Raw genomic sequence first — 17,464 nt, forward strand, 5'->3', positions numbered from 1 at the left:
ACGTCCCACCACCTACCCGCTCTAACCTCTTGCCAATCGCACGGGTTAAACGGGTGGGATTATATTCCACCACTTCCAATTCTGCTGCCATATCATTCAAAATACCATGAACACTGCGCGTATGCGGACTTGCTGTCACCAGATAAACATGCGGACGGGTCGCACGGTAATGGCGGCAGGTTTCCGTTTTACCACTGCCCGCATCAAGCGTAATCATCACCATATCGCCCGTGCTTTGTGCCAGCGTTAAAGTATCAATGATCTCACTGGCAATGCGATTCCTCTGAAAGGCTGGCTTTTCAGGTATACGCTCCAAAAGTTCATCAACCTCCTTTAAAGCCTCTACCCACTGTTGAACTTTTGCATTCTGCTTGCCCAATTGCCCCGCATAACTCCCCGCATACCATTGCGAAAATGTTCCATCTGGCATACCAATGCGCCGCGCCACTTCCGCCTTCGTCCAATCATGCATTTTTGCGATAGCTCTCACCGCATCCACAAGCTCATTCCATAAAGCAATATCATCACTGTTGCGGTTTGCTGCTGTTTCGGGCTGGATTTTTGGTCGCGCCCAAGGATTTTTATCGACCGTTGCATTTATCGCGTATTTCATCTATAATCTCCCTCTCGTATTGATTTTAGACTCTTGAATGGGTAGGCTCCCACCTACCCATTCGTGTTATTCTTCAAGCCGTACGCGATACTCAACCGGCTCCCGACAATCTCCCCCCTGCACCTTTTCACTCAAAGGGGAAACTTAAATCACTCCATACTCCTCACCCAATCAGGTAAAGACGCATAAAAACTCGATTCTATTGATTTGAAATGGATAAGACTTCTCCCCCCCCTTTCTCTGTTCATTCTTCAACCCCGCACATGGACCTCAACCAGTCCCCTTAAATCCCCCCTCTCCTTTTCCTATTGCTTAGGAAACTTTATCACTTCACGCCCCTCATCAGACGCCGAAAACTTTCTCAAAGCTTTATGCAAATGATGGCTAAATTCTTGGGCTTCCAAAGCCTCGTCCTCCTTCGCTTGCAAAGCTAAATTCCCCACATTGTTTGGAACCAATCTCGTAACCTTTGGCTTTATCGGAAGCTTGGATTTGAACGCTTCATCTTTTTTCTCAAGGCGCCCATAAACATCTGCCAATTGATCAGGAGCAAGTTTAGCTGCCAACTGCTTTTCGGCTTTCACAGCCTTCACATACTCTTTACGCAAACGCCCATTGAGACGTGCCGCCTGCTGGTCGTAAAAACCAACATCGCAAAGGCATGGTGCCAAACAAATCAACCGATTATGCAAATCATAAACCCGCAAATCCTGATGCAAATGATCCGGATCAAAGCGTACAATCACCTTCTGCCCCGCATGCTCATTCAATGCTCGTGCCCAATAACGATTGCCATAAAAATGAATCTCGCCCGTACCCTTTTGCGCACGCAATGCTTCAGAGGTCAAAAGCCATAAAGCCCGTTGCGCCGCTGTTGCCTGCCGAATAATCGTCCCCTCGGCTTGCAAACTTTCTGCAAAAGTCTCATCAAAACTACGCCCCGCACATGTCAGCGCCTTGCGCCCTGTTTGTGCATTGTGTGCACAAATTTGCGCGCCAACATGGGCTTTAAACGCTTCAAATCCTATGGCGCGCTTACCATAATCTTCAGGCTTGGCATCTGGTTTATTGCCTGTATATGCCCCCGCACAAAAAGGATGCTTCGAAATCGCTTCTGCTAAATCACGCCATGCTCTCTCAATCGGTTTAGACTGCCCGCTATAAGGGGTCGTCCATTGCAATTGCACACCCAAACTCGTCAAAAGCCCTTGCGGATCATCCGGCTTAATCTTAAAACGAAAGCGGTTTTGCACACCCCCAGAAATCCATTTGCTGGTAAAAGCGCGCCCATTATCCAAAGTCATTCGCTCCGGTATTCCATAAGCCTCCACCATATCCCCAATCACCAAACGTACGATTTCCCAAGTCTCGGCATCAGACAAGCGCCACGATAAAATCTTGCCCGAATAAAGATCTTGTATGGCAATCAAATAAAGCCGCACAGGCTTCTCCGCCCAAGGCACAGCAACAAAAACATCCAGCTTATGCCCATCCATATTCACCGCTTGCAAAGCATGCAGATTTGAACGATCACGCCGTTGTGCTGGATAAAGCTTTTTTGCCTTTTCTTCTCCCTCACGTGCCAACACCACAGCCGCCTTGGAAACTTCTTTATGAAAACGGCGCCGCAAAGCCCGCTCCGAAGGAATTGGCTCCCAACCCTTTTTCCGTGCAATCACAACCATCCGCCGATAACACGCCGAAAATGCTGGTTTAGAGGGACGTAAATAATCCGAACAGAGAACCTCCCAAGCTTCCTCATGACAAAGCGCAAATTGCGAAACATTCTCCTCACCATAACAAGGCGCTAGCGCTGCCAACCAATCAGGGCGCGCATATCCCTCCACCATCTGCCGCCAATTAAAAAGCGACATCCGGCTCACACCAAAGTGCACCGCAGTGCTTGTTGCCGCATCATGCACGCCAAGACCGCCATGGAGCAAATCATCCATAAAACAAAGCGCCTTCAAACGCTCTTCACAGCGCCTTTTATGCTCCTTTGAAAGCCCCTCATAACGTGCCCAAAGTTCTTCTTTTTGTCCACAACTCTCCCCCGAAACACCCACTCCAAATCGCACCAACAAAGCCGCCCGCGCTTCCTCCGGCAATAACGAGAGATGAATCTCGACAATGGGTCGAAACGCTCCCTTAACTTTGCGTATCAAGTCACTATGATGGCGCCATTTCGTCGACAAAATCCTGCGAAAGCCACTTTTGCTCTTCGGTACCCCTGGCAAAGCCGCTTCAGCCAATTCAGCAATACTAAACCATTCCTTCATGGCTGCCCCCTTTTAATGCGAACCGGCGTTGCGCGCATGGCTTTCAATCGCGCCGCAATCTCCCGCTGTTCCTGCTGCAACCGTGCAATCTCTGCCAAACGCGCTTCATCCCCTTGCAACAACAACAATCCATCTTCACGCACCACCTCATCCCAGAGCCAAAAGGCTTCTGTCGCCCGCACAAAGGCTTTAAAACGCGGTAGAGAAATATCCACCTGCTTACTTTCCGCAACATACGCATCCAAACTCGCCTTACTCAAACAACCAATGCCCAAATAATGCGCCATACGTTCGGCAACCACACTGCGTTCAACTCGGCATTCGCGTAAAGCCCGTGCCATGGCACGCTTCATGTGTGAACGAAACCGCTCTAAATCAATCTGCGCAACCGGTTCGCGGCAAGGAAAAACCGGCTGTTGAAAAAAATCAAGCTGCCCGCAACCATGCATCTTCATCATTGCACCTCCACCGGTTGCTTTTCCAAATATGCACAAAAACGCGCCCGCGTTTGCTCATTTGCCCTTTGCCACACCCCCAATAATTGGGCAAAAATCCGTTCCTGTTCATTAATTTGTGGTGGCGTATTAATCCCATTGACCAAATCAAAGGCCCGTCGTAAATCCCCCTCAACCTGTTGAAAAGCAACCGCCACTCTCCGTTGCGCAACCGGCTCCATCTTCGCCAACTTCAACAATTGTGCCTGATTATCCGCCAATGCTGTTCCACGCAAAACCGAACGCAACTCCGGTTGTAAATGTCGAGCAATACTATTAAGGCGTCTTACTGATTTTGTAGATAAACCAATCCTATCGGCAACATGTGTGGCAAAGTGCAAACTTTGCACTTTGCCATTTAAGTCATCATCATTTGGCAAAGGGTCAAGTTGACCCTTTGCCACTTTGTCCCCTTCACACCCGATTTTATTGTGATCTGAAGTTGCATTGCTGTCCCTTTGAGAAATAGGTGCAAGTTGCACCAATTTCTCAAAATCTGTCTCACCACCGATCAAAGGGACAACTTGTCCCTTTGATTTTCTGTCCCCACCACGCTTGATTTCCCCATACTTCTTCTCCCATAATTCGCGGTAAGTCTGGACAAAAAGCGCACGGTCAATCACAGACAATTCATTGCGAAACAGATTTTCCGCCACTTCTAAAAGCGCAGCATTGTCCTTATCAGCCTGCACCACAACCGCATCAATTTCGCTATAATCCAAAAGCTCAGCAGCACGCAGCCGATGCGCACCAGCAATAAGCGTATAATTGCCTTCTTTAGCATTGGGGGTATGACGCACCGTAATCGGATTCATCAATCCCTCCCGCGCCATCGATTGTGCAAGTGCCTTGGCATGCTCATCATCTACAGGGCGAATGCGCTCCGGCACCACAATCACATCAAGAGCAAGCTTTTGAAACTGTGCCATCACGCTGCCGCCTTTCTGATCTCTTTTAAAAACAAATCCATCGCACGCACAGCCCATCTTTGATAAGCTTTCGCAAAGACAGGTTCCATTAACCGCCGGTTAATCACCTGCAGAGACAGAGAAATAGAAGTCCGCTGCCGTGCCTGTATGGCAACAATACGCCGCCGCGGCACCTCAAACTGATAATGCAGAATATGGATAACAATCTGCCGCGCTAACGCCGCATCAAATAAGCCATGCGGAGGGTCAATAATATACCGGATCGGCAGATGCTTAAATCCACCACTCACTGCCTTAAAAGAACAGGAAAGCATCACCTGTAAACGTTCAACTTCTGAATAAGGATTAACGATATCGCTTCTGACATCTGGGGTCCATAAATTACAAGCAGCAACCATAACCACCCCCTATAAAAACGGCTGTTTGACAACACAACTCTATGCAATTTATCTTGCCCATTTTGTATTGATCTTTAGACATTGATAAACCTTTTTATCTTATGGTATTTAAATTCATGGCAAATGCGCAAAAACGCAAAGCCGTATAACGAAGTTTAAGCAGCGTTACCACGCAAAGCGGAATGCTTTATCGAATCCGTATTGGCATGTTTTGCTGCTTTGAAAATACGACGGCGACTTTTGGGGTAGCGGTCGTAGAAAACCTGCTCGACGGGCAAACCGATAAAATCGGCTATGGCACGTTCGGCTTTCTCGTTAGGCCGTGTCCAAATGTTTTTGACACTGGATGACGGTATTTGATATGCTTTCGCGAGCTCCGCCAAGGTCATATTACGGCGGCGTAGCTCGGCTAAAATACTATGGCGATCCCATGTTTGTGTGAGAGTCATAACTTTCGCTCCTGCTTCAAACGGATGTCGCAACCATCCGTCTTTTGTGGGGTTCTTTGTGTAATAACTGCCCTTAATAACGGGCTGTAATATGAGGTATAAATCAATATAATTGTTTAGTCAACAATTATATTGACTTTGGAGTGATTTTTTTGGCACGTCCTGAATCAGAGCCTAAAACCGAACTGGCAAAACGTTTTCGTGAGGTACGTCGCATCCTTGGTTTCACGGAGCGCAAACAATTTGCCAAACATCTTGGTGTAACTGCTGGCTCTATAGGAACTTATGAAACTGGTATAAGTGAACCGACTGCCTCTGCTCTCTCCAAATACCAAGAAATCTGTGGAATATCCTTAGATTGGCTCGTTACCGGCAATGGTGAAATGTTTAGTGACATGGCAAAAGCGAAAGCAGCTGGTTTTAAAGCACCTACTATCCCTACTGGGCTTATGAAAAAGCTCGGTCGCATAGCTTATACGACCTATCGCGACGCAAAAATAAAACTCCCCCCTGAAGATATAGCGGAATTAGCGGCAGAGCTTTATAGAAAGTTGCAAGAGCTTGTTCAAAACATCAATGACCCAGAAGAAGTCGAGCTTACTTTGCCTCTTCTAAAGTTGCATTTAAAGCGTCAAATTGAAGCTGAAAAAGCACATCTAACAACCACACAAAATACGGCGTAATGCCCCTTTAAAAGGAAAAATATGCGAGCGTTTCTCCTTACATTAATAAAGTAAATTAACTTATTGTTTTTAAAAGATTATATGTAATAAAAATAGAAATGCTCGGTAGCGAGCGTTTCTATTTTGCTTTTTTGATCATTTTGGGCTGATTTTGAAGGTAATTACATTTTTTGCTTCATTTTTTTCAAAGGGTCTTCAAAGCCGGTTTTCTGGGCTTTCATAGACTTTTTAAAATTCTTCAAAGCATTTTCAAAGACCTTTCAAAGGATTTTCTTACTTTTAGTGCAAAATTCTAATTTTTGGCATTTTTTGCTCTTTTTGCCATTTTCAGGTGTCAAAATCTTATTTGACAAAACACGCATTTTAAGGTAAAAAATATGCATAAAAACAACAAATTACCACGTATTCCTACCTAATCCCACCTAATCCCACTTAGTATAAAACCTAGTGTCAAACTACAATAATTGAAATGATATTAAAAATATCACGCATGACGATAAAAAAACACTTAATATTTTAACTATAAATAATTGTAGTGAAAATAAAAGGTCAAGATCAATATGTGAATTGATTCCCAATGTTATAGCTAGCATCTTTTTAAATCAGCAGAATCCGTTTAACTAAGCTCTTTATAACAGAAATTACAAAATACACGGCTATCTTCTCAAGAAGAGGTAGATAACTCTTCTCCAAAACGGATTTATAAATTTATCTTAAGAAAAGAAATCATAATTAAAAATTTAAAAAATAAAGTATTTTTTGTTTATCTCAAAAAACTTGTAAAGTATTTGCAGATAAAATACATTTTAGCTTATGTTTTCTTTATTTTTGATATTTTTTAATTGGAATATTGAATGCTAACATGTAAACAATATGAGCTCCTCTTGTTTATTCACAATCATATAAAAGAAACAGGTATTCCCCCCTCCTTTGAGGAAATGAAAATTGCATTAGAGCTTTCTTCAAAGTCTTGTATTCATAAACTCATTATAGCATTAGAACAAAGAGGTTTTATACGCCGTTTACCAAATCGTGCCCGTGCATTAGAAGTGATTCGACTTCCTGAAAAAATAACCTTTAATCTTTCTTTAGCACGTAAAATTTCTCCTAGTATGATAAAAAAAAATCAAAGAAGAATATCAAAAAATTTTAATGATCTTGATAATGGTGAAATAGAAAAGAAAAAAAGTGTCATTATCCCTATTATGGGGCGCATTGCTGCAAGTGTGCCTGTCTCCGCTGTAACACAGCAAATAAATACGCTTTCTTTACCAGAAGATATGATTCATTCTGGTGAGCACTATGCTTTAGAAGTCAAAGATGATTCTATGATTGAAGCTGGTATTCTTGATAAAGATATTATAATTGTTAAACGTCAAACTACAGCAATATCAGGTGAAATTATTGTTGCATTTATTGATAAAGAAGAAGCAACTTTAAAACGTTATCGACGAAACGGAGCCTCTATTGCTTTAGAAGCTGCAAATCATCACTATGAAACACGAATATATGGATCAGAGCATGTACAGATACAAGGTAAACTTATTGGGCTTATTCGCAAATACTAAATAATAAAAATATTTTCCTAACTATACTTCACACATTTAATAAAATTTAGTATTTTCTCATATTACACTACACTCATTGATATAAATATTGCACGCATAAAACATTATAAAAACAAATGATGTCATAAAAAATTGTCTTGCATATCTATCAAAGATAAAGCACATTTTTATTCTTAATGAAGTGAAAATAGCCAACAAAATTTAATGTTATAAAGTTGCAGGATTTATCATGGCAGCACCCCGTATTAGTTTTGTCTCTCTTGGATGTCCAAAAGCACTGGTAGATTCTGAACGAATTATTACCAGACTCCGATCTGAAGGTTATGAAATTTCACGTAAACATCAAGGTGCTGATCTCGTTATTGTGAATACTTGTGGTTTTCTTGATTCTGCTCGAAATGAATCATTAACCACTATTGATGAAGCTCTCAAAGAAAATGGAAAAGTGATTGTAACTGGGTGTCTTGGTGCTGATCCTGATATTATTCGTCAAGCACACCCTAATGTATTAGCCATTACGGGACCACAGGCCTATGAAAGTGTTATACAAGCTGTTCATACAGCAATTCCTCCAGTTCACGATCCCTTTATTGATTTAGTTCCTCCACAAGGTATTCGCTTAACACCTCGACATTATGCTTACTTAAAAATTTCTGAAGGATGTTCTAATCGATGTAGTTTTTGTATTATCCCTATTCTACGCGGTAATCTTACTTCACGCCCCATCAAGGATGTTCTTCACGAAGCTGAAAAACTTGTGCAGGCTGGTGTAAAAGAGCTTTTGGTTATCTCACAAGATACGAGTGCTTACGGCATTGATATTAAATATCTCGAAAGTTCTTGGAAAGATCGCACAGTAAAAACCAAATTTTTTGATCTTTGTCGCGAATTAGGTGATATGGGCATTTGGATACGCATGCATTATGTTTATCCTTATCCTCATGTTGATGAAGTTATTGAGCTTATGGCGGCAAAAAAAATTCTTCCTTATCTGGATATCCCTTTTCAGCATGCATCACCCACTGTTTTACGCAACATGAGACGTCCTGCTCTTATGGAAAAAACAAATCGTAGAATTGAAAAGTGGAGAAAAATTTGTCCAGATCTCACTCTACGATCAACGTTCATTGTTGGTTTTCCAGGCGAAACGAATGAAGATTTTAATATACTCCTCGAATGGCTAGAGGAAGCAAAAATTGAACGTGCTGGCTGCTTTAAATATGAACCAGTAAAAGGTGCTGTCGCAAATAATTTAGGATTAGAAAAGATTGCCGAAGAAGTGAAAGAAAATCGCTGGCATCGTTTTATGGCAAAACAACAACAAATTTCTACTCATCTTTTAAAGAAAAAAATCGGAAAAAGACTTCAAGTTCTCATCGATGAAAGTCAAGGAAAAATTGCTAAAGGTCGTAGCCAATATGATGCTCCCGAAGTAGATGGTGTTGTACATATAGCATCACGACGACCATTACGTGTTGGTGAATTTGTCTCCGTAAAAATCGAAAAATCAGATACTTATGATCTTTATGGTGTCGCGGTTTAAGGGTAAGGTTTAGGTTTATTATCTTAGTAGTTAAGCTTTATAATAAGCTCTTAAAATCAAAAAAATTCTTATCAAGTAAATGGCTTGGACGAACATTTGTCAAAGCGCGGATCATAGTATCTTTCCGTCCTGGTATTCTTCTTTCTATATCTTTGAGCATTTCTTTCATTGCATTGCGTTGTAAACCATCTTGACTTCCACAAAGATTGCAAGGGATGATAGGAAATCGCATAGCTTGAGAAAATTTTTCCATGTCTTCCTCAGCAGCATAAACAAGAGGGCGCAAAACGAAAAGATCTCCTTCGTCGTTTACAAGCTTTCCAGGCATGGCAGCTAATCGGCCACCATGAAACAAATTCATAAAAAACGTTTCTAAAACATCATCACGATGATGTCCGAGAACTAATGCAGAACATCCCTCTTCACGTGCAATACGGTATAAATTACCACGTCGTAACCGAGAACAAAGCGAACAATATGTTTGCGTATCTGCCAATTTATCTGTGACAATGGAATAAGTATCCTGATACTCAATGCGATATGGAACTTTATAAGAGTTTAAAAAGTCTGGAAGAATATGCTTTGGAAAGCCTGGCTGTCCTTGATCAAGATTACAAGCTAGAATTTCAACAGGTAAAAGGCCACGCCATTTTAAATCAAGAAGAAGTGCTAAGAGCCCGTAAGAATCTTTTCCGCCCGATAAAGCAATCAGCCACTTTTTTCCTGAAGAAAGCATGGAAAAATCATCCAATGCTTGCCGCATATGGCGTAAAAGCCGTTTGCGCAATTTATTAAATTCCACAGTTGAAGGAGCAATCCGAAATATTGGATGACAATCACCAGCTTCCCTCGCCAAAGAATTAGTTTTTTCTACATTCTTTTCCATTGCTCGATATTCGACTTAAAATATTACCCATCATACCATAATTCTGCATGTAAATATCTTGTTCTGCAAAAACAACAGAAAAAACATAGTCTAAACGAATGTCTATTGAGCGATAAGACGAGATCTGTAAAAAGAAATGGAGCTACATCAAACGACGCTGTTATAAAATATAACAACAAACTTGACATAGCACCATTCACAAAAAAACTCGTTAGCTTTTAAAAAATATAAAGCAACACTAATATTTTTGAATGTATAACAAAATGAAAGAGAGCAATATTCCCTTATAGAGAACTTAACGAGAATAAAATTCAACAACCAAATTGGGTTCCATCTGCACAGCATAAGGAACATCCGCAAAAGCAGGAATACGCGTAAATGTTGCTTTCATTTGATTATGATCTGCTTCAATATACTCGGGAACATCACGTTCTGCTAAATGCACAGACTCCAAGACCAAAACAAGCTTTTTTGATTTTTCACGAACCTCAATAACATCACCTGGCTTACAACGATATGATTGAACATTCGTGCGCCGGCCATTTACGTTAACATGACCATGATTGATAAACTGGCGAGAAGCAAAAATTGTAGGAACAAATTTTGCACGGTAGACGACAGCATCCAAACGCGATTCTAAAAGACCAATTAGATTTTCACCAGTATCACCACGACGTCGAGCAGCTTCTTCATAAGTTTTACGGAATTGCTTTTCTGAAATATCACCGTAAAATCCTTTTAACTTCTGCTTAGCGCGTAATTGTACACCATAATCAGAGAGCTTCCCTTTACGGCGCTGACCATGTTGACCTGGTCCATAATCACGACGATTGACTGGAGACTTTGGACGTCCCCAAATGTTTTCTCCCATACGCCGATCAATTTTATATTTTGTTGTTTCGCGTTTACTCATCGCATTTCCTTTTAAAACAGAATACAAGATCTCATCGTAAGATCTCAAGGAAACGCGCCCTCCTCTGCCTTCAAATCAAAAGACTGACAGGATAGCTTAACATATAATAGGTAAAGCTACCCACGGGACACGTCAATTCATGCCATTTCCTCGAAAGAAAAGACTGAAGTAGCTTTATTGATCTTAGATCCCAAAGTCAACTCCTTTGATGATATTTAAGTGAAATCTTTTTAACAAATGTTCTGTTGAAGAAGTTATATTTTGCGTTGTAAATAACGCAAAGTCTTTATGCTTCTTTATGATTTCTGACTGGTCTCTTTCCGGTAATAATGATCTTGTGTGTTTGGCTACAGCTTTTGCTGGATCAATCCATTCTACTGGCCATAAAGCTTGTTCACGAAAAAAATTGATCAAAAAAGGATAATGCGTACAAGCTAAAACAATAATATCAGTATATTTGCCATCTTTCTTAACAAAACATGGAAGGATTTCATGACGCAATTTCTGCAAATCGATAGGCTTTCCACGCAAATAATCTTCAGCAAATCCAGCAAGTTTTTCACTTCCAACAAGCTGAACATGACACTGAGCAGCAAAAGAATTGATTAATTCATGTGTATAGGAACGCTTAACTGTTGCAGGAGTGGCTAAGACTGAAATAAAACCCGATTTTGTTTGTTCTGCTGCTGACTTAATTGCGGGAACTGTTCCTACAAAAAGAATATGCGGAAATCTCTTTCGTAAATCTGCCATTATCAGTGTAGAAGCAGTGTTGCAAGCGATCACACATAAAACAGGGTTATAGAGTGTTAAAAGATTTGTAAAAATCTTTAAAATGCGTTTTTTTAAAACATTTTCTTCCCAATTTCCATAAGGAAAACCCGCATCATCAGCAACATAAATAAATTGTCTTTCAGGAATCAGAAGCCGCACTTCCCTCAACACTGTTAAACCACCAATGCCACTATCAAAAAAAAGAAGGGGCCGTTCATCCATCAGTTTTCACACTTGTTTTTATTTTTTTACGTTCACGATGTGCGGACGCACCACTTCCTCGTGGGAACTTAGGCGAATAATGATCCAATGAAGATATAATCCCCCGTAGCAAACGAACCTCAGATTCGCTAAAATGAGCGCGTGTAAAAACAGAGCGCAGATTTGCAAGCATTACTTCTTTGCGTTCTCGAGGTCTAAAATATCCACGGATATCCAAAGCATCCTCTAACTGAGATAAAAAACCATGAAATGTTGCTTTATTCGCTGGCTCCATCTCGACTGCACGAAAAGCCGTATTGCTCATATCTTCCAAACCTGATTTCATCCACTCATAAGACATCAACAAAACCGCTTGCGCAATATTGAGTGAGGCAAAAGCAGGATTAACTGGAAAAGTAATGATTTCATCGACAAGACTGATTTCATCATTTTCTAGTCCCCACCTTTCTCTTCCAAAGAGAATACCCGTTTTATGCCCAATATTCTCACGCTGACGTAATACACTTGCTGCTTCAACAGCACTTCTTACAGTTTTAAAACCACATCTTTCACGTGCTGTTGTAGCAAAAACATAATGCAAATCTGCAATTGCATCAGGTAACGTATCAAAAATGACTGCATTATTAATGACATGATCTGCTTTACTCGCAGCAGCTATAGCTTTTTCATTTGGAAATATTTCTCGAGGCTTGACTAATCGAAGCTCAGAAAGCCCAAAATTTGCCATCGCTCTTGCTACCATACCAATATTCTCAGGCAACTGCGGCTCGACTAAAATAATAATTGGACCATTTGTCAAATTTTCACGATTCTTATTCGTTCCAGCCATCAATTCTCCCTAACCTCACGCATTATGCTGTTATTGTTTTTTTTTTGAACATAGCCTTCTTTTAAAATACTCCCTCAAAGAACCTTTTTAATAACAAATTACGGTCAATATTATCTTTTGATTCAAAGTTTATTGTAAAGCAACAACTTTAAAAATTAATAATGGTTTATGAAGAAAAAATAAATTTTGGCGCTTAGAGTAGTGAGGTAAATTGTTTTAAACATTTTTATGCATTTAAAATGCCTTATTGAAACATGTTCTAAAACTCACAAATAACAATCTGGTTGAATTATAAAAACATAAATTCTAAGAAAGGAATATGCTCTTTATTTCCAAACTTTTTCCTGCAAAACTTATCCGTCGTTATAAACGTTTTCTTGCTGATGTTAAAGGAGAAGATCAAGATATCTTTACTGTTTCAGTTCCTAATACAGGATCGATGCTTGGATTGATAACTCCCAACGCTAATATTTGGCTTTCATATAACAATAATTCCAAGCGAAAATATGCATATCAATTAGAAATTGTCGAAGTAAATAATACTTTAGTTGGTATCAATACGACTTTACCAAATAAGCTTGCATTAGAAGCAATTCAAAAGGGTTTATTACCAGAATTGAGTGGATACAAAACTATTTTGAAAGAACAATGCTATGGTAGACAATCACGCATTGACTTTCTTCTGTGTGATGGCATTACCCCTGATTCTTATCTAGAAGTCAAAAATGTTCATTTTATTCGCAAAAAAGGATTAGCAGAATTTCCCGATACAGTGACAAAACGCGGCACACGACATCTTGAAGAACTTATAAAAGTTGTGCAACAGGGAAAACGAGCTGCTATGCTTTATGTTATTCAACGGGAGGATTGCTCAAATTTTACAATCTGCCATGACCTTGACCCAACCTATGGACGTACATTTGATTTAGCGCTAAAATCTGGAGTAGAATTTTATGCTGTAAAATGTCACGTAAGTACAAAAGGTATTTTTCCGATTCATCGAGTAGAAATAGAAAAATGGAAAAAGTAATGATTGACTATATTGAATATAATAAAATACCCTTAAAATTTAACGGACAAATTCGTATTTTTGATGATTACGCTTTTACCAAAATGCGTGAAGTTGGTCGCATTGCTGCGGAATGTCTTGATTCACTTATAGATGTCATTAAACCTGGTGTCACCACACAAGAAATTGATGATTTTGTCTTTACTTTTGGAGCGGAGCGAGGAGCCCTTCCTGCTGACTTGAATTATCATGGATACGGTTATTCATGCTGTACATCCATCAATCATGTTGTTTGCCATGGCATCCCTAACAAAAGGCCCTTGCAAGAAGGCGATATTGTTAATGTTGATGTGACCTTTATTCTCGACGGTTGGCATGGAGATTCAAGCCGCATGTACCCTGTTGGAAAAATTAGACGAGCTGCTGAGCGTCTCCTAAAAATCACCCATGAAAGTTTGATGAGGGGAATTTCTGTAGTCAAACCCGGAGCAACCACTGGTGATATTGGTGCCGCCATTCAACATTATGCAGAATCTGAACGCTGCTCGATTGTCAGAGATTTTTGTGGACATGGAATTGGTCAGCTATTTCATGACGCGCCCAATATTCTCCATTATGGAAATCCTGGAGAAGGAGTAGAATTAAAACAAGGTATGATATTTACAATTGAGCCGATGATCAACCTCGGTAAACCACAGGTTAAAATTTTATCGGATGGTTGGACAGCTGTTACACGCGATCGATCTCTTACTGCACAGTATGAACATACAATTGGTGTAACAAATGAAGGATGTGAAATTTTTACGCAATCTCCTAGAAATATTTTTTATATTCCAAATTCATATGCCTAAATAAATGTAGAAATGTCATGGCTAAAAAAACAAATAAAAAGGAAGACATCCAGAGCAATCATTTTGCATTAACACCAAGTCCTTCACTCAATCCAATACCAGAAATAAAAAATAAAAAAGCTCAGAAGAATTTACAAATACATAAACATTATCAAGGACATCGTGAACGTCTCCGTAAACGCTATTTAAAATCAAAAGGAAATTCGATTGAAGATTATGAATACCTTGAATTATTGCTTTTTCGCACTATTCCCCGAGCAAATACAAAACCAATAGCTAAGAGTTTGATCGCACGTTTTGGCTCATTAGCAGACGTATTGGGTGCTAATATTGATCGGCTTCAAGAAGTTGAAGGATGCGGTCCAGCAACGGCAACCGATTTAAAAATTATTTCAGATGTTGCTGGACGTCTTGCTCGTGCAGAATTATTCAAACGTGATATTTTTTCATCATGGGATAAAGTATTAGCTTATTGCAAAGCTGTCATGGCTCATGAAACACGTGAACAATTTCGTGTCTTATTTCTCGATAAAAAAAATGGTTTACTTGCTGATGAAGTGCAACAAACTGGAACCATCGATCATACCCCTGTTTATCCACGTGAAGTAATCGGCCGAGCTTTGGAATTGTCCGCATCAGGACTTATCTTAGTGCATAACCATCCTTCTGGTGATGCCACACCTTCTCAAGCAGATATAACTATGACACATAGAATAAAAGATGGAGCAAATGCATTAGGCATTATTGTTCACGACCACCTTATCATCGCACGAAACAAACATACGAGCTTTAAAGCGTTAAGACTTATATGACTTTCATTTAAATAAAAAAGACTTCATTTAATTAGTTGCAACGAATCAATTTTCTAAATCAATATCCAATATAGCCATTGAAAAATTGTATGATAGTTCATCCTCATCTTCATCTCGATAGATAACACCTAAAAACTCATCCCCAATATAAACTTCACAAGAATCATCCTTTTTAGGCCGTGCCTTCACTTGTAATGCTGAATTTTGGAATGTGTTTTTTAAATAACTATCAAGTTTTTTTATTTCATCAGCATTCACAATGCTCTCCTGTCTTTTGAGACTTTTAAATTAATGCCTAAACAGTAAATAAGGTACTCCTAAAATTCTATAAAAATAATAAACAATCTTAGTCGCAATTTTTACTTATATTACCTATATCTGAGATAATATTATTTGGTGTATTGACTGAGGGGCCTTTATTAAAGAATCCTACGATCGTTAAATATATTCGTATAGTTTCAAAAATAAAAAATACAGTTAGAAAACCGCAATTTTTAAATAATTTCTATTTTATCCCCAAGTTTAGTAGTTACACTTACAAGCAGTTTTTGATAAAATATTGAAAATATATCTTTTACAACTGCCTTATTTGTCAAAAGATTCTATTGCATCATAAAAAATAGTTTTCTTTAACTATTTCCAGAACACGCTTGTTAAAGCTATAAGAAAAAATTTCATTCCTACACAAATACATAAAATAAACTAACAAAAATTTATTATTATTCCTTCATCTATCTTACCCAAAATAAAAAATATTGGAGAACTTTGCGAACTCTAAAACTTGCGAATAATTCTTATACGATAGGATAACGAGAAAGAAAATTGATAACGCCCTTTTTATAGACCTTATCTCCCACAGCAAGCATATGATCTCGATCGGGGATTGGCAATGCTTCACCACTGGGCAATAAAGCTGCTAATGGCTCTGCTTCACCGCCAATTTCATCTAATGAACCAACAGCAACAAGTGCAGGTTGTTTAATTTTATAAATCTCAGATGCTGTTAATTCCTGTTTTGATGTAATAATACAAGCAGCCAGAGCACGTCTATCGCTTTTAGTTTGGTCTGCAAATTTACGAAACATCAAACCACGCGGATTAGTAATGGTAGAAATATCTTCTGCTAAAAGAGCCTCAGCAACAGGCTTCCAATCCCCTGCTCCTGTTACCATCCCAATACCTAAGCCACCAAAAATAACACTGTGTACATATGTTGGATATAAAAGAGCCATAAATCCGCTAATTCGAGCCCCCATAGAATATCCCATGACATGCGCTTTAGATAATTCTAAATGCTGCAATAATCTTACCGCATCACCAGCCATAGCTTGAGGTGTATAAAAAGAAGAATCATAACTTTTAGCAGAATCCCCATGTCCGCGATTATCTAGAGCAATAACACGATATCCCGCTTCAGTAAGGATACGAAACCAACCCGTTGCATACCAATTCACCCGTGCGGAAGATCCAAAACCATGAATTAACAAGATAGGATCCCCCTGCCCCTCTTCTCGATAAGCAAATCGCAAACCGTCATATTCAAAAAAACGAATATCCTCTGCTGTCATTGTTTATCGCCTTCGCACTTCCCACAAATGGTAGGATGAATAACACGTTGTCCTTGCCGTATTTGTTTCTCAGAAACTTCACCAGCATTCAGTTCAAGTGCGAAAGTTGCAGGTACCCCTGATGAAATAATATCTTTTGAAAATGGGGGAGTTTTTTCGACAATCGACACAATAACCCCCTCAGCGTTTAAAAAAATCATATCTAAGGGCAAAGGTGTATTTGCCATCCACATAAAAAATTCTTCCTTATCCTTTAACTGCTCATTTCCTTGCTGTTTAAAGAGCATCGCACGATCATGTGGAAAATGCGTGCGATACATTAAACCAGCAGCAGCCTGAGACTGTGTAAAGGCAATCTCTACCCTGTAAGAGACCACATCTTGTTTTGTTTGTATTTCTAAGGGAACTGGATCAATAGGAATCTCTATGGGCTGTTTTGCTGCAACTACATTCACTTCCCATAGCATCAAAAATAGTGCCAATACGACAATATGCCCTCTTTTAAAAGGCTTTAACATTTTTATCTCCACTATAGATAACTCATTGCCTTCATTTATAAAACTGAAAGAGCAAAATTTAAAAAGTAAAAGGATAAGAGAGCATTCTTGTTATTGTTCTTCATATCATATTAAAAACCCCCTTTA

General features: G+C 39.5%; 18 protein-coding genes and 1 pseudogene. 6 read left to right on the forward strand and 13 right to left on the reverse strand.

What is annotated here, in order from left to right:
* The 6 genes from J7R10_RS05830 to J7R10_RS05855 all read right to left on the reverse strand — a co-directional run.
* The coding region (locus tag J7R10_RS05830; protein ID WP_484792988.1) for a TniB family NTP-binding protein at positions 1-613 on the reverse strand (613 nt) is incomplete at its 3' end.
* A gap of 305 nt (positions 614-918) precedes the next feature.
* Positions 919-2,892: a transposase domain-containing protein gene (locus J7R10_RS05835; RefSeq protein ID WP_010705673.1), complete on the reverse strand. Its 1,974-nt coding sequence runs from the start codon at positions 2,890-2,892 to the stop codon at positions 919-921.
* On the reverse strand, positions 2,889-3,347 hold the full coding sequence (locus J7R10_RS05840; protein WP_026501401.1) for a hypothetical protein: 459 nt from the start codon (positions 3,345-3,347) through the stop codon (positions 2,889-2,891). The genes J7R10_RS05835 and J7R10_RS05840 overlap by 4 nt, the downstream gene beginning before the upstream one ends.
* Positions 3,347-4,315, reverse strand: coding sequence for a ParB/RepB/Spo0J family partition protein (locus J7R10_RS05845; RefSeq protein WP_010705675.1), 969 nt, complete (start codon positions 4,313-4,315; stop codon positions 3,347-3,349). The genes J7R10_RS05840 and J7R10_RS05845 overlap by 1 nt, the downstream gene beginning before the upstream one ends.
* Positions 4,315-4,713 (reverse strand): hypothetical protein, encoded by a 399-nt coding sequence (locus tag J7R10_RS05850; protein WP_010705676.1) that lies wholly within the window; start codon positions 4,711-4,713, stop codon positions 4,315-4,317. The genes J7R10_RS05845 and J7R10_RS05850 overlap by 1 nt, the downstream gene beginning before the upstream one ends.
* 155 nt (positions 4,714-4,868) lie before the next feature.
* The gene (locus J7R10_RS05855; RefSeq protein ID WP_010705677.1) at positions 4,869-5,162 is read right to left on the reverse strand and encodes a helix-turn-helix domain-containing protein; all 294 of its coding nucleotides are present in this window, start codon (positions 5,160-5,162) and stop codon (positions 4,869-4,871) included.
* A 152-nt stretch (positions 5,163-5,314) separates the two neighbouring features.
* Here J7R10_RS05855 and J7R10_RS05860 point away from each other — a divergent pair, with 152 nt between their 5' ends.
* The 3 genes from J7R10_RS05860 to rimO all read left to right on the forward strand — a co-directional run bounded on the left by J7R10_RS05860 (position 5,315) and on the right by rimO (position 8,956).
* Positions 5,315-5,845, forward strand: a complete 531-nt coding sequence (locus J7R10_RS05860) for a helix-turn-helix domain-containing protein (protein ID WP_010705678.1) — start codon at positions 5,315-5,317, stop codon at positions 5,843-5,845.
* Between the two features lie 854 nt (positions 5,846-6,699).
* Positions 6,700-7,413 carry a transcriptional repressor LexA gene (gene lexA / locus J7R10_RS05865; RefSeq protein WP_010705679.1) on the forward strand — a complete coding sequence of 238 codons (714 nt, stop codon included), beginning with the start codon at positions 6,700-6,702 and terminating at the stop codon, positions 7,411-7,413.
* Positions 7,414-7,642: 229 nt separating this feature from the next.
* The gene (rimO, locus tag J7R10_RS05870) at positions 7,643-8,956 is read left to right on the forward strand and encodes a 30S ribosomal protein S12 methylthiotransferase RimO (protein ID WP_010705680.1); all 1,314 of its coding nucleotides are present in this window, start codon (positions 7,643-7,645) and stop codon (positions 8,954-8,956) included.
* 37 nt (positions 8,957-8,993) lie between these two features.
* On the opposite strand, the pseudogene ttcA reads toward rimO, so the two are convergent.
* The 4 genes and pseudogenes from ttcA to J7R10_RS05890 form a co-directional block, all read right to left on the reverse strand.
* A pseudogene (gene ttcA, locus J7R10_RS05875) lies at positions 8,994-9,891 on the reverse strand (tRNA 2-thiocytidine(32) synthetase TtcA).
* 246 nt (positions 9,892-10,137) lie between these two features.
* Complete coding sequence (gene rpsD, locus J7R10_RS05880) at positions 10,138-10,755, reverse strand: 30S ribosomal protein S4 (RefSeq protein ID WP_010705682.1); 618 nt, start codon at positions 10,753-10,755, stop codon at positions 10,138-10,140.
* A gap of 183 nt (positions 10,756-10,938) precedes the next feature.
* Positions 10,939-11,751, reverse strand: a complete 813-nt coding sequence (gene murI / locus J7R10_RS05885; protein WP_010705683.1) for a glutamate racemase — start codon at positions 11,749-11,751, stop codon at positions 10,939-10,941.
* Positions 11,744-12,580: an RNA methyltransferase gene (locus J7R10_RS05890; RefSeq protein WP_010705684.1), complete on the reverse strand. Its 837-nt coding sequence runs from the start codon at positions 12,578-12,580 to the stop codon at positions 11,744-11,746. The genes murI and J7R10_RS05890 overlap by 8 nt, the downstream gene beginning before the upstream one ends.
* Before the next feature lie 319 nt (positions 12,581-12,899).
* On the opposite strand from J7R10_RS05890, the gene sfsA reads away from it, so the two are divergent.
* Genes sfsA through radC form a run of 3 tightly spaced genes read left to right on the forward strand, consistent with a single transcriptional unit; the run spans position 12,900 to position 15,252 of the window.
* Positions 12,900-13,610 carry a DNA/RNA nuclease SfsA gene (sfsA, locus tag J7R10_RS05895; protein ID WP_010705685.1) on the forward strand — a complete coding sequence of 237 codons (711 nt, stop codon included), beginning with the start codon at positions 12,900-12,902 and terminating at the stop codon, positions 13,608-13,610.
* Positions 13,610-14,440, forward strand: a complete 831-nt coding sequence (gene map, locus J7R10_RS05900; RefSeq protein WP_010705686.1) for a type I methionyl aminopeptidase — start codon at positions 13,610-13,612, stop codon at positions 14,438-14,440. Before sfsA ends, map begins: the two co-directional genes overlap by 1 nt.
* Before the next feature lie 17 nt (positions 14,441-14,457).
* On the forward strand, positions 14,458-15,252 hold the full coding sequence (gene radC, locus J7R10_RS05905; RefSeq protein WP_010705687.1) for a RadC family protein: 795 nt from the start codon (positions 14,458-14,460) through the stop codon (positions 15,250-15,252).
* 45 nt (positions 15,253-15,297) lie between these two features.
* Here the strand turns inward: radC and J7R10_RS05910 are convergent, their stop codons facing one another.
* From J7R10_RS05910 to J7R10_RS05920, 3 genes are all read right to left on the reverse strand, one after another.
* Positions 15,298-15,510, reverse strand: a complete 213-nt coding sequence (locus J7R10_RS05910; RefSeq protein ID WP_010705688.1) for a DUF3126 family protein — start codon at positions 15,508-15,510, stop codon at positions 15,298-15,300.
* 536 nt (positions 15,511-16,046) lie between these two features.
* Positions 16,047-16,820 carry an alpha/beta fold hydrolase gene (locus J7R10_RS05915; RefSeq protein ID WP_010705689.1) on the reverse strand — a complete coding sequence of 258 codons (774 nt, stop codon included), beginning with the start codon at positions 16,818-16,820 and terminating at the stop codon, positions 16,047-16,049.
* Positions 16,817-17,338, reverse strand: coding sequence for a DUF192 domain-containing protein (locus J7R10_RS05920; protein WP_010705690.1), 522 nt, complete (start codon positions 17,336-17,338; stop codon positions 16,817-16,819). Before J7R10_RS05920 ends, J7R10_RS05915 begins: the two co-directional genes overlap by 4 nt.
* Positions 17,339-17,464 lie beyond the last annotated feature (126 nt).

It is taken from the genome of Bartonella vinsonii subsp. berkhoffii ATCC 51672 (genome assembly GCF_902825225.1).
GTDB lineage: Bacteria > Pseudomonadota > Alphaproteobacteria > Rhizobiales > Rhizobiaceae > Bartonella > Bartonella berkhoffii.

Bases quoted from the DNA above. Each gene is read 5' to 3' on its own strand.
- radC (WP_010705687.1), top strand. From the start codon at position 14,458: ATGGCTAAAAAAACAAATAAAAAGGAAGACATCCAGAGCAATCATTTT.
- J7R10_RS05920 (WP_010705690.1), bottom strand. From the start codon at position 17,338: ATGTTAAAGCCTTTTAAAAGAGGGCATATTGTCGTATTGGCACTATTT.
- sfsA (WP_010705685.1), top strand. From the start codon at position 12,900: ATGCTCTTTATTTCCAAACTTTTTCCTGCAAAACTTATCCGTCGTTAT.
- J7R10_RS05835 (WP_010705673.1), bottom strand. From the start codon at position 2,892: ATGAAGGAATGGTTTAGTATTGCTGAATTGGCTGAAGCGGCTTTGCCA.
- J7R10_RS05845 (WP_010705675.1), bottom strand. From the start codon at position 4,315: ATGGCACAGTTTCAAAAGCTTGCTCTTGATGTGATTGTGGTGCCGGAG.
- J7R10_RS05855 (WP_010705677.1), bottom strand. From the start codon at position 5,162: ATGACTCTCACACAAACATGGGATCGCCATAGTATTTTAGCCGAGCTA.
- lexA (WP_010705679.1), top strand. From the start codon at position 6,700: ATGCTAACATGTAAACAATATGAGCTCCTCTTGTTTATTCACAATCAT.
- J7R10_RS05890 (WP_010705684.1), bottom strand. From the start codon at position 12,580: ATGGCTGGAACGAATAAGAATCGTGAAAATTTGACAAATGGTCCAATT.
- rpsD (WP_010705682.1), bottom strand. From the start codon at position 10,755: ATGAGTAAACGCGAAACAACAAAATATAAAATTGATCGGCGTATGGGA.
- J7R10_RS05915 (WP_010705689.1), bottom strand. From the start codon at position 16,820: ATGACAGCAGAGGATATTCGTTTTTTTGAATATGACGGTTTGCGATTT.
- murI (WP_010705683.1), bottom strand. From the start codon at position 11,751: ATGGATGAACGGCCCCTTCTTTTTTTTGATAGTGGCATTGGTGGTTTA.
- map (WP_010705686.1), top strand. From the start codon at position 13,610: ATGATTGACTATATTGAATATAATAAAATACCCTTAAAATTTAACGGA.
- rimO (WP_010705680.1), top strand. From the start codon at position 7,643: ATGGCAGCACCCCGTATTAGTTTTGTCTCTCTTGGATGTCCAAAAGCA.
- J7R10_RS05850 (WP_010705676.1), bottom strand. From the start codon at position 4,713: ATGGTTGCTGCTTGTAATTTATGGACCCCAGATGTCAGAAGCGATATC.
- J7R10_RS05840 (WP_026501401.1), bottom strand. From the start codon at position 3,347: ATGAAGATGCATGGTTGCGGGCAGCTTGATTTTTTTCAACAGCCGGTT.